The following is a 12,899-nucleotide window of genomic DNA, read 5'->3' on the forward strand; positions in this document are numbered from 1 at the left end:
CGTAATTCCAGTAAGTAAGAAATAAGAAAGTCAAAATAAGGAGACCTTTTAGATGAGTGAACTGGAACAACTAAGTAAGTTAGAGCAGAAGTTTAACGAAATGGTGCAAGCGGTACGCGATGCGACCATTGATTTTAAGCCTGATAATAACCAAAAACTAAAGTTATATGCTTTTTATAAGCAAGCAACGGTTGGTGATGTTGAAGGTAAATGCCCATCAGTTTTGAAAATGGTCGAACGTGCTAAATGGATGGCATGGGACTCTATTAAAGGTCAATCAAAAGATCAGGCAATGCGTGGTTATTTGGCAGTTTTTGGACATGAGCTTGTTGAATCTGAAGCACCTAAGTCGTCAGCTGATATTCAAGCGGCGGTTAAGCCTGAACCCTCTAAACGCCAACATGTAGGCATTGAGAAAGTTGCAGTCCTTGGCGCTGGTGTGATGGGTGCGCAAATTGCTGCACACTTTGCTAATGCGCGCATCCCTGTAGTACTTTTTGATTTGAAAGCCAAAGAAGGTGCGCCAAATGCGTTAATTGATGGCGCGTTAAAAAAGCTTACTAAACTCAATCCGAAACCTTTTGGTTCAGCACAAGCAATCAATTATATTACTGCGGCAAATTATGAAGATAATCTTGAGTTGTTAAAAGACTGTGATTTGATTATTGAGGCGATTGCTGAGCGTATGGATTGGAAAAAAGATCTGTATCACAACATTGCGCCATACGTGGCAAAACACGCGATTATTGCATCCAATACCTCAGGTTTAAGCATTGAGTCATTAACTGAAAGTTTACCAACGCATTTACATGCACATTTCTGTGGCGTGCATTTCTTTAATCCACCGCGCTATATGCCTTTAGTTGAACTTATCGCACATGGTGGGACTAAACCAGACGTGTTGGATCAGTTGGAAACTTTCTTGGTGCAAAAATTGGGTAAAAGCATTATTCGTGCCAAAGATACACCAAACTTTATTGCCAATCGCTTGGGTGTTTTCTCAATGTTGGCAACATGCTATTACACCGAGAAGTTTAATATTCCATTGGAAGTTGTCGATGGCTTAACAGGTAAGAAGCTTGGACGCGCTAAGAGTGCAACCTATCGCACGGCAGATGTGGTGGGCTTGGATACTTTCGCCCATGTTGTTGATACGATGAAAAACTCGCTCACAGATGGTTGGGAGAAGGTCTATCAATTACCCAACTGGATCCACGCATTGATCGAGCAAGGCGCCTTTGGACAAAAGACGAAAAAAGGTCTTTATGTTAAAGAGAAAGACGGTCTTAAAGTGCTTGATTTGCAAAGCCAAACGTATCGATTATCTGATCAGAAACCTGATAAAGCAGTCACTGAGATCCTAAGTGAAAAAGACTGGTCAGTGAAGTTGGAAAAATTAAAAAACATGGATCATCCGCAAGCACAATTTTTATGGTCGTGCTTTAGAGATAGCTTCCACTATGCAGCATGTTTAGTTGGTGATATTTCTAATTATCCAAAAGATATGGATTTAGCGATTCGTTGGGGCTTTGGCTGGAAAGAAGGGATTTTTGAAACATGGCAACAAGCTGGTTGGCAGCAAGTAGCAAGCTGGATTGATGAAGATATTAAATCTGGCAAAACGCTTTCAAGTAAGGCGCTTCCTCAATGGGTATATGAACTTAAAGAAGGTGTTTATGGTGATAATAAATCCTTTAGTTTCACTGATAATGCACTGGTTACTCGTCAAGAATTACCTGTGTACAAACGTCAACTACACAAAGATTATGTGTTAGGTGAGCATAGCACAATGCCAAGTGTAACCTTGTATGAAAATGAAGGTGTGCGCTTATGGAGTATTGATGATGAAATCGGTATTTTAAGCTTTAAGAGCAAGATGTGCTCCATTGGTGATGCGGTATTAGCAGGTATCTCTGAGGCGATTAAGATCGCTGAAAGCAAACTTAAAGGGATGGTTATCTGGCAGGAGCAGGATATTTTCTCTGCAGGTGCGAATCTTGAAGAGTTTGGTTTTAAATTCATGATGCATGGTAAAGAAGCTGTTTATGATGTCATTCAAAAAGGACATCAAGTGATCACGCAAGAGCTTCGTTATAGCAAAATCCCTGTGGTTGCAGCAGTTAAAGGCTTTGCCTTTGGTGGCGGTTGTGAAACATTGATGCATTGTGATGCGGTGGTTGCCGCACACGAGAGTTATATCGGTCTTGTTGAAGCGGGTGTTGGTATTATCCCTGGTTGGGGTGGTTCAAAAGAGATGGCAAAACGCGCCTCGACTGCCCAAGATCCATGGAAAGACTTTGAAAAGCGCTATAAGAACTTGGCGATGGCACAAGTGGCAACAAGCGCGTATGAAGCCATTGAGATGGGCTTCTTACGTGAGAGTGATACCGTGGTGATGAATAGCAAAGAAATCTTAAGTGTTGCAATCGAAAAAGCACGATTCTTAGCGTACTCTAGTTATCAACCACCATTAAAGCAAAAAATCAAAGTCTTTGGTGAGGCTGGTATTGCGACCGTTAAAGGACTTTTAGTTAATATGCGTGATGGCAATCAAATCTCAGCGCATGACTACAAAATCGCGACAAATTTAGCGGATGCCATGTGTGGAGGCGAGATTGAGAAAGATACCTATGTTTCAGAAGATTGGCTACTTAAACGCGAACTTGAGAACTTTGTTGAATTGGCGCTTTCTGAGAAAAGTGCGGCAAGAATGCAGCATATGTTAGAAACGGGTAAACCATTGAGAAATTAATAAGGAGTTTTTAGAAAATGACTGAACAAGCAGTATATATTGTTGCAGCGAAAAGATCAGCTGTTACTAAGGGCAAGCGTGGTGGTTTTGCCAAGAAGCGTCCGGATGATTTGTTAGCGGATATTTTAAAAGAAACCGTTAAAGAATCAGGTGTAAACCCTGAGGACATCGGTGATATCGTCATAGGGTGCGCGATGCCTGAAGGTGAGCAGGGTATGAATGTCGCACGTATCTCAACACTTTTAGCAGGGTTGCCTGATTCGGTACCTGCTTTTACCATTAATCGCTATTGCAGCTCAGGATTGCAATCAATTGCGATTGCCGCCAATGAAATTGCTAAAGGCAATATGGAGGTGGCAGTTGCTGGTGGGATTGAGTCAATGAGTATGATTCCATTTGGTGGGCATAACATCTCGTTTAGTAGTGAGATTTTTACTAAAGATGAAAATGTCGCGATTGCTTATGGCATGGGAATTACTGCTGAGAATGTTGCTAAAGATTGGAATATTACACGTCAAATGCAGGATGAGTTTTCATTAAAAAGTCATCAAAAAGCAACGCATGCGATTGAAAATGGCTATTTCAATGATGAGATTATCCCCGTTAAGGTACATCATCGTAAGCCTGATGAAGCGAAAGCCGAGATCGTTGATAACGAAAAAATGATTAAGATCGATGAAGGTGCGCGTAAAGATACATCGATTGAGGCGCTAGCTAAACTTAAACCCGTGTTTGCAACGGGTGGTTCAGTCACTGCGGGTAATAGCTCACAAGTGTCTGATGGTGCAGGTGCTGTAGTATTGGTAAGTGAATCTTATTTGAAAAAACATAATCTGACACCTCTTGGGAAATTCCTAGGATTTGCAGTTGCCGGTGTGCCAGCGCGCATTATGGGGATTGGACCGATTAAGGCGATTCCAAAAGTACTTGAGCAAACTAATTTGCAATTAGAAGATATCGATTGGTTTGAGTTAAATGAAGCATTTGCCGCGCAATCGTTAGCTGTGATCAATGAGTTAAAGCTTGATGAGACTAAAGTAAACCCTTGTGGTGGTGCGATTGCTTTAGGGCATCCCTTAGGTGCGACAGGTACAGTGCTGACAGTTAAAGCATTGCATGGTTTAAGAAGAACCGGCAAGAAATACGGCATGGTTACCATGTGTATTGGCACAGGCATGGGGGCCGCTGGCATTATTGAGGCGTGTTAAGAAAAGGGAAGCACTTGATATGTCCTAACTATTGCCTGCAATACAATTGCTCAAAAGACTCAAAAACTTCTTCGCCATTGAACACCGTAGAATGATTTACGAGCGGTATAAAAATAAAAATCGTCAATTGCCTTTCACAAAAAATTCTTTAGAATAAGGTAACCTCGGACAACGTGAAATTTCAATGATTAATCATCGCGAGCAATTCAAGCATATTCAAAAAGTTTTACTATTAGGTTCTGGCGGAATCCGCATCTCGCAAGCAGGTGAATTTGATTATTCCGGATCGCAAGCTATTAAGGCGTTAAAAGAAGAAGGCATCAAAGTTATCTTAGTTAACCCCAATATTGCCACCATTCAAACCGATCCTGGCATGGCGGATGAAGTATATTTTGAACCTCTAGATTTAGCACATGTGACCAAAATTATTGAGAAAGAAAAGCCTGATGCGATCATGCTAAGCTTTGGTGGGCAAACGGCATTAAACTTGGGTCTGAAACTCGAAGAAAAGGGTATTTTAGCACTGCATAATGTCAAAGTGCTAGGTAGTTCAGTGCAAACGATCAAAGAAGCTGAAGATCGTGGACTTTTCAAAGATAAGTTAGATGAGATTAATGTTAAAACCGCGAAGAGTTTTGTTGCGACAACGTTAGAAGAATCTTTGGTCGCAGCAAAGGAAATTGGCTTTCCATTAATGATGCGCTCAGGTTTCTCATTAGGTGGCTTGGGCTCGGGGATTGTTAGAACGGAAAGCGAGCTTAAGCATCGAGTTACTGAAGTATTAAATGCTACCTCACAAGTATTGATTGAAGAATGTCTACTAGGATGGAATGAGTTTGAGTATGAAATCGTGCGCGATATGGCAGGCAATGTGCTCACGGTGTGCAATATGGAAAACTTTGATCCGATGGGGATTCATACCGGTGAAAGTATCGTTGTTTCACCTTCACAGTCCCTTAACAATGAAGAGTATCATCGCTTACGTAAGATTGCGATTGATGTGGCTAATCACTTTGAGATTATCGGTGAGTGTAATATTCAATATGCGTTTAATCTCGAGACTTCAGATTATCGTGTGATTGAGATTAACCCACGCCTGTCACGTTCATCAGCTTTGGCGTCAAAAGCCACGGGTTATCCACTCGCCTTTATCGCGGCGAAGTTAATTTTAGGCTATAACCTGCATGAATTACAAAATGCAGTAACCAAGAAAACATGTGCGTATTTTGAACCAGCCCTTGATTATATCGTTGTTAAGATTCCACGCTGGGATACGCATAAGCTTAAAAAAGCTGAGCGCTTTATCGGGACTGAGATGAAGTCAGTAGGCGAGGTGATGGCAATTGGTCGATCCTTCCCAGAAGGCTTACAAAAGGCTGTAGGCATGCTTAACATTGGTGCGGCAGATTTATCGGATTATCCTTTTGAGATTCCTGATCTTGAGCTTGAAATTGAACGCGCCACTGATCGTAGGATCTTTGCGCTGCATCGTTTTTTTGTGCAAGGTGGTGATATTGAGAAAGCCTACCAGCTATCAAAGATTGATAAGTGGTTCTTAAACCATATGCATACGATTGCTGAGATGGAAAACCGCTTAAAGAATTTAAACAATCCGTTAACCAAAGAATTGTTAAAAGAAGCCAAGAAACTTGGATTTTCTGATAAATCAATCGCGCGTTTCCGTGAGATGGATGTACAGGCTTTACGTGCTTGGCGTATCTCACAAGGTATTGTGCCTTATGTTAAACAAATTGATACTTTAGCAGGCGAGTTTGAAGCGGAGACTAATTATCTATACATGACGTATCATGGGATTGAGCATGATGTTAAACCGTCTGAGATTGAGGCAAGCTTAATTATTGGCTCGGGTCCTTATAGTATCGGTTCATCGGTTGAGTTTGACTGGTGTGGTGTGACGACTGCTCATACTTTAAAGAAACTCGGTGAGTCGCCAATTATTATTAATTCAAACCCTGAAACGGTCTCCACTGATTATGATGAGTCTGATCGTTTGTACTTTGAGCAATTAACCTTTGAACGTGTACAAGATATTGCTGATTTTGAAAATCTAAAAGGCATCGTTGTCTCTGTAGGTGGGCAAATTGCCAATAACTTGGTCGTACCATTGGCAAGAGCAGGTTATCCAATCTTGGGCACTTCACCGCAGAATATTAACAAAGCAGAGAATCGTGCGATTTTCTCAACGATGTTGAATGATTTAGGTATTGATCAACCAGAATGGCAATCAGTAACAACTCTGGAGAAAGCCAAAGAGTTCTCAGATAAAGTCGGTTATCCCATTTTGGTGCGCCCATCGTATGTATTATCAGGGGCGGCGATGAATGTAATCTACTCAGAAGATGCGCTTGAGCAATACTTGGCAGAGGCAACCTCTGTATCACCTGAGCATCCTGTGGTTATTTCAGATTTTATCAATAATGCCAAAGAGCTTGAAATGGATGGTGTGGCTGAGAATGGCGAAATTGTCATTTATGCGATTTCTGAGCACGTTGAGAATGCCGGCGTTCACTCAGGTGATGCCACGATTGTGCTGCCACCACAAAATCTATATCTTGAGACGATTCGTCGAGCTAAACGTATTACCAAGAAGATTGTTAAAGCATTAAATATCTCAGGACCTTTTAATATTCAATTTATCGCTAAAGATAATAACCTTAAAGTGATTGAGTGTAATCTACGCGCTTCAAGATCTTTCCCGTTTGTCTCGAAAGTCACAGGACATAACTTTATTGAAATCGCAACGGAAGTGATTATCGGTAAATATAAGAAAAAGCGTTATAACACGCTCGATCTTGACTATGTTGGTGTTAAAACATCGCAGTTTTCGTATAACCGCTTAAAGGGTGCGAATCCTGTTGCTCACGTTGAGATGTCATCCACAGGCGAAGTTGGTTGCATTGGTTATGATCTATTAGATGCATTTTATAAGTCATGGCAAGCGACAGAGATGTTTGTTAAACGCAAGAAAATACTTCTATCAATCGGTGGTGATAAGAAGGTTAAACTTATGCCTGAGATCAAGCGTTTGCATGAGCAAGGTTGGGAAATTTATACCACAACCGGGACACATCAATATTTAAGTGATTTGGGTATTGAAACGAAATTGACGCATAAAATCAGTGAATCAGAAGCGCCTAATGTTGAAACGGTAATTGCTGATCATTGTGTTGATTTGATTATCAATATTCCACGCCGCCAGCAACATGTCAGTGATGATAATGTATCTGATGGCTTTAAGATTCGCCGTCTTGCAGTTGATCACCATATCCCATTGATTACTAATTTGCAGATTGCTGAGTTAACGTTGCGTTCATTGGCTGAATTGCATGATGCGCCAATTCACGTGAAATCGTGGCGAGAGTTTATGGAGACTCGTGCTTGATTACATTACAAAATATCTCATTACAGCGTGGCTTAAAGACATTATTTAATGATGTGAGCTTCGCAATTTATGATAAGCAAAAAATCGGTCTTGTTGGTGCGAATGGTGCTGGCAAGACCTCATTATTTATGCTCTTAGCTCAAGGCTTGCAGGCTGATCAAGGTGAACTTGAGATTGCTAAGGGCACGCGTATTGTGACGGTCAAACAAGAAGTCGATGATTTAGAGGCTTCGGTTGTGCGCTATGTTATGCAAGGCAATGCCGAGTTACATCGATTAACGGTGGCAATGGAGCAAGCGCTCGCTGATGAGGCTTATGAAGAGCATGCGCGATTGCATGCTGATTTTGAAGCATTAGGTGGTTATCAACTGGAGTCACAAGCCGCGCAATTGTTAGATGGCTTAGGCTTTGAACCAAAGCAGTTGCATGAACCAGTGAAATCGCTCTCAGGTGGTTGGCGTATTCGCTTGAATTTAGCGCAAGCTTTATTACAACAAGCTGAAATATTGCTGCTAGATGAGCCCACAAACCATTTAGATTTAGATGCGGTAATGTGGCTTGAGCGTTATTTACAAAATTACCAAGGTGCGATTGTCCTTATCTCACACGATCGAATATTTCTCGATAATGTCGTTGAGCGAGTGTTGTATATTGAAAATAAAGGCATTGATAGTTACACAGGTAACTATTCATCTTTTGAAAAGCAATATCATGAAAAACGCTTGTTGCAACAAAAAGCACATGTTAAACAACAGCAGAAAATTGCCCATTTGGAAAGTTTTGTTAATCGCTTTAAAGCCAAAGCATCCAAAGCAAAGCAAGCGCAATCGCGCGTTAAAATGCTTGAGAAAATGCAGCGTATTGAAGCGGTACATGATAAGCAAAGCTTTAGTTTTAGTTTTGCTGAGAATGTCAAAATGCCCACAGGTAGTTTGTTAACACTTGAAAACGGCGTGTTAGGCTATGGCGATAAGGTTATTTTAAGTGATCTTAATACCATGATTTTGCCAGAGATGCGTATTGGGCTTTTGGGTAAAAATGGCGCCGGTAAATCAACCTTTGTTAAAGGCTTAGTCGGCGATTTAGCATTATTACAAGGGCAGAGCAAAAAACACCCAGATCTCAAGATCGGCTACTTTGCGCAGCATTCGTTAGATGCGCTTGATTTTACAGCCTCTGCTTTAACACACATGAAGCGTTTGGATGCGAAAATTACCGATGAGCAGGCACGCAAATTTTTAGGTCGATTTAACTTTAGTAATGACATGGCTTTATCGGCAGTCGGTGGTTTCTCAGGTGGTGAGAAGGCGCGCTTGGCACTTGCATTAATCGTTTATCAGAAGCCTAACTTTCTACTTCTAGATGAACCAACAAACCATTTAGATATTGAAGTGCGCGAAGCCTTGGCATTCGCATTACAATCTTTTGATGGTGCTTTAGTGTTAATATCGCATGATCGTTATTTGCTAGAAAGCACGGTTGATGAGTATTGGTTAGTTGATCAAGGGCAGGTGTCTACTTTTGATGGTGACTTAACAGATTATTATCAATATGTGCTTGAGCAAAAGAAAAAAGATAAGCAAAAAGTGATTTCCAATGCTGTAGATAATAAAGACCCAAAAATAGCAGGGATATCAGAGAGGCAAGAAACAAAAGAGATGCAAGAAGCGCAAAAAACGCCAAAAAATAAAAAAGAATCCCGCCAACAACGCGCGCAATTACAGGCAAAACTAAAGCCACTTATCGACAAAATTAAAAAAGTTGAAAAGGAAATGGCTAAGCTGCAAGCGCAAAAAGAAGCGTTGGATCTCAAGCTTCAGGATGAAGCGATTTATCAGGATAAGGCGCAACTCAATGAGTTACTCAAAGCACATCAGCATGTGCAAGTTGAGCTTGAAGAAAAAGAGCTTGTTTGGCTTGAGTTAAATGAGCAATTAGAACTTTCAAGTTAGATAATGCTAGGCCTTAGAAAGACCTGCACAATTAACAAATTCGTAATTACTCAGTGGATTTGATTTTGATAATTTTGCTACCTATTTATCAGTTATCTAACTTGTTAAAATCTTCACAAGCTGCTTTGTAAGCCAGCATTAAGAAATGATTTACGATGGGTATATGTCATCAAGCGCAACTATGTTATGATGCCGATGCGTTTAATTTGACGGATAACTAGATGTATCGACCATTACCATTGTTTATTGGTTTGCGTTATTTGCGCGCGAAAAAGAAAAATCAGTTTATTTCGATTATTTCAGCGATTTCATTTATTGGAATTGCGTTGGGTGTTGCTGTTTTGATCACAGTAATGTCAGTGATGAATGGCTTTGATGAACAAATCAAAGATCGTATTTTGATGATGGTGCCACCAGTTAAGGTCTACCAAGCAGGTGGTAAGCTATATAACTGGGAGAGTTTAGCGCAAACACTTAAGCAAAAAGATAGTCGTATTTCAGGTGCGGCTCCTATTATTGAAGGTCAAGGGATGTTATCTGCTAATGCCACCAATGCCTTTGCGGCAATTCAAGGAATTGATCCAAAGTATGAAGGATCAGTAGTACCAATTGCTGAGCATATGCAACAAGGGCGTTTGTCATCATTGCAATCGGGTAAATTTAATATCATTCTGGGTAAGTATTTAGCAGACTCTCTAGGCGTCAAAGTTGGCGATAAAATTACCCTTATTGTGCCACAAGCAAATCTAACACCTGCTGGCATGATTCCGCGCTTAAAGCAGTTTAAAGTCTCAGGCATTTTTAGTGTGAGTTATCAATATGATAGTTATTATGCATTGGTTAATATCAATGATGCCGCTAAACTATTCCAAATGGGTAACTCAGTTAGCGCTTTGCAGCTTGGGGTCAAAGATATTTATCAAGCACCGTTCTTAAAGGAGACGTTAAACACGAAAATATTGCCAGATTTCTATATGGCGCGCGATTGGACGGATGAGAATAAGAGCTTCTTTCAAGCATTGCAGATGGAAAAAACGATGATGTTCTTTATCTTGATGCTGATTATTGCCGTGGCAATTTTTAATTTATTATCCTCGCTGGTGATGGTTGTTACTGATAAACGTTCAGATATTGCAATTATGCGTACCTTAGGCATGTCATCGCGGCAAATTATTATGACCTTTATTATTCAAGGATTAGCAATTGGTGTGATTGGTACGATTATTGGTATTATTTTAGGTGTCGTATTATCGGTTAATGCGACAGAAATTGTTAATTGGATTCAGGTGGTATTCCATGTGCAGTTCTTAAGTCCAAGTGTGTATCAAATTGATTTTATTCCATCAAAGCTTGTTATGAGCGACTTAGTGCATGTAGCCATTGCGTCACTTATTTTAAGCTTCTTAGCGACACTTTATCCAGCGTGGAGTGCTTCAAGAGTTCAACCGGCGGAGGCGTTGCGTTATGAGTGATTTACAATTGGATCAATATGCTATTTTTTGTGAAGGTGTTGATAAAGTTTATAAAGAAGGTAAGCTTGAAACTGGTGTTTTGCATGGCATTGATTTGCGTGTCGAGTATGGACAAAAGGTCGCAATTTTAGGGCAATCTGGCTCTGGCAAAACCACACTGTTGAATATGCTCGCGGGTCTCGATTCACCAAGCAAGGGCCAAGTTTATCTTGCGGGAAAGCGCATGGATGCATTGTCACCCAATAAACGTGCTTTGCTAAGAAACAGGCATTTAGGTTTCATTTATCAATTTCATCATTTATTGCCTGAGTTTAGTGCGCAAGATAATGTGATGTTGCCATTGATGATGCGTAAAGATATCGCTAAAGCGAAAGCACAAAAAGATGCTGTGCAAATGCTTGAAGCGGTGGGACTCGCACATCGCATTAAACACAAGCCTGGTACATTATCAGGAGGTGAACGCCAACGTGTTGCTATCGCGCGTGCTTTAGTGACTAAGCCTAGTTGTATTTTGGCAGATGAACCAACTGGCAACCTTGATGCTGAGAATTCTGAGAAAGTATTGCAATTAATGCATCAATTGAGTAATGAATTTAAAACTGCATTTGTTGTTGTAACACATGACGAGCGCTTCGCTCGCGAAATGGATAAGGTATATCGACTTACGGATGGGCGTATAGAATAGCTTACTTGAATATTAGTACTTAATTCAAAGTCTTTCCCATACTTCAAAATCAAAATCACATTCATTGTTCTGATCTTTATGATAACTGCGTTGCCCGATGCGTCTAAATGTTTCTTCTTGCCATTGCGGGAAAAAAGCATCAGCCTCTTTTAATGCATGGACTTTGGTAATGTATAAGCGATCGACAAAGGGTAAGAACACACTATAGATCTCAGCGCCACCGATGATAAATATCTCATAATGTGGTTTGTCTTTGGCTAGATTAAGAATATGCTCAACATCGTGAATGATGGCACACTTGTCTTGTATGTAATCTTTTTGACGTGTCAGGATGATATTCTTGCGATTAGGTAGCGCGCGTCCAATCGAGTCAAAGGTCTTGCGACCCATGACGATATAATTGTTTTCAGTTAGTTTTTTAAAGTTTTTCAAATCATCAGATAGTTTCCAAGGTAAGCTATTTTTAATGCCAATGCCTTGTTTTTGATCATATGCAACGATAATTGATAACATAATGGATTTCCCTTTTTAGTCATTAAAATCAATGGAAGGCATTGTAGCGCAAAATTCAGCAAGATTGGGCATGAAATTGTATTTAATGCAAACAACTAAAACCTTTATTTGTCTAGTTTGTAGCCTTTTTGGCGGGTGCAATAAATTATTCAAAAAAGTGCTTGACCGAGTTGGGTAAATCCGCTTTAATATGCGGCATTGGCCAGATAGCTCAGTCGGTAGAGCAGAGGACTGAAAATCCTCGTGTCGGCAGTTCGATTCTGCCTCTGGCCACCATAATAGAATATTCGGAGCATAGCGCAGTTTGGTAGCGCATCTGGTTTGGGACCAGAGGGTCGGGGGTTCGAATCCCTCTGCTCCGACCATTTTTTACCGTCAATGGCGGAAGAGAAAATGCGCCCGTAGCTCATCTGGATAGAGCATCGGCCTTCTAAGCCGAGGGTAGCAGGTTCGAATCCTGCCGGGCGTACCATTAAAAAGAATTTATGGTGGGCGTAGCTCAGTTGGGTGAGATCGTTAAGAAACTGTGAAACAGTTTTAGATCGAACGGGCGGAGCACGGACAGCGCAGCACCGGTTTTCTTAGTGAGGCACGAGCCGAACTTAGAAAAAGCAGCTCTAGCAACTTAGGCTGCAATATTACAATTTATGGTGGGCGTAGCTCAGTTGGTAGAGCCCCGGATTGTGATTCCGGTTGTCGTGGGTTCAAGTCCCATCGTTCACCCCAGTCTTTGCGGACGTGGCGAAATTGGTAGACGCACTGGATTTAGGTTCCAGCGGGCAACCGTGGGAGTTCGAGTCTCCCCGTCCGCACCAAGCAATCATATTATAACGCCTCAAATCATCTCATTATAATCTTTAATCCCTTGTTTTATAAGGCTTCACGTGTTCATAACGTTTTATAGCATCTCATAA

The 12,899-nt window shown here is 40.9% G+C and carries 7 protein-coding genes and 5 tRNA genes; 11 read left to right on the top strand and 1 reads right to left on the bottom strand.

Translation table 11 applies throughout. The features are described 5' to 3' along the window. Positions 1–52 precede the first annotated feature (52 nt). From IE867_RS04335 to lolD, 6 genes are all read left to right on the top strand, one after another. Positions 53–2,752, top strand: a complete 2,700-nt coding sequence (locus IE867_RS04335) for an acyl-CoA-binding protein (RefSeq protein WP_192483552.1) — start codon at positions 53–55, stop codon at positions 2,750–2,752. Between the two features lie 17 nt (positions 2,753–2,769). Then, positions 2,770–3,960, top strand: coding sequence for an acetyl-CoA C-acyltransferase (locus IE867_RS04340; RefSeq protein ID WP_192483553.1), 1,191 nt, complete (start codon positions 2,770–2,772; stop codon positions 3,958–3,960). Positions 3,961–4,144: 184 nt separating this feature from the next. Beyond that, entirely contained in the window at positions 4,145–7,363 is a 3,219-nt protein-coding gene (gene carB, locus IE867_RS04345; protein WP_192483554.1) for a carbamoyl-phosphate synthase (glutamine-hydrolyzing) large subunit, read from the top strand. Further along, positions 7,360–9,315 (top strand): ABC-F family ATP-binding cassette domain-containing protein, encoded by a 1,956-nt coding sequence (locus IE867_RS04350; protein WP_192483555.1) that lies wholly within the window; start codon positions 7,360–7,362, stop codon positions 9,313–9,315. The genes carB and IE867_RS04350 overlap by 4 nt, the downstream gene beginning before the upstream one ends. Before the next feature lie 221 nt (positions 9,316–9,536). Further along, positions 9,537–10,787 carry a lipoprotein-releasing ABC transporter permease subunit gene (locus IE867_RS04355; RefSeq protein ID WP_192483556.1) on the top strand — a complete coding sequence of 417 codons (1,251 nt, stop codon included), beginning with the start codon at positions 9,537–9,539 and terminating at the stop codon, positions 10,785–10,787. Positions 10,788–10,794: 7 nt separating this feature from the next. After that, positions 10,795–11,472: a lipoprotein-releasing ABC transporter ATP-binding protein LolD gene (lolD, locus tag IE867_RS04360; protein WP_192483643.1), complete on the top strand. Its 678-nt coding sequence runs from the start codon at positions 10,795–10,797 to the stop codon at positions 11,470–11,472. A 24-nt stretch (positions 11,473–11,496) separates the two neighbouring features. On the opposite strand, the gene IE867_RS04365 is transcribed toward lolD, so the two are convergent. Beyond that, entirely contained in the window at positions 11,497–11,985 is a 489-nt protein-coding gene (locus IE867_RS04365) for a dihydrofolate reductase (RefSeq protein WP_192483557.1), read from the bottom strand. A 200-nt stretch (positions 11,986–12,185) separates the two neighbouring features. Here IE867_RS04365 and IE867_RS04370 point away from each other — a divergent pair. From IE867_RS04370 to IE867_RS04390, 5 genes are all read left to right on the top strand, one after another. Beyond that, positions 12,186–12,261, top strand: a tRNA-Phe gene (locus IE867_RS04370). Positions 12,262–12,273: 12 nt separating this feature from the next. Next, positions 12,274–12,350, top strand: a tRNA-Pro gene (locus IE867_RS04375). Positions 12,351–12,380: 30 nt separating this feature from the next. Continuing rightward, positions 12,381–12,457 (top strand) — tRNA-Arg (locus IE867_RS04380). Between the two features lie 178 nt (positions 12,458–12,635). Beyond that, positions 12,636–12,711, top strand: a tRNA-His gene (locus tag IE867_RS04385). Between the two features lie 6 nt (positions 12,712–12,717). Next, positions 12,718–12,800, top strand: a tRNA-Leu gene (locus IE867_RS04390). Positions 12,801–12,899 lie beyond the last annotated feature (99 nt).

The organism is Cysteiniphilum marinum, assembly GCF_014857925.1.
GTDB classification, from domain to species: domain Bacteria; phylum Pseudomonadota; class Gammaproteobacteria; order Francisellales; family Francisellaceae; genus Caedibacter; species Caedibacter marinus.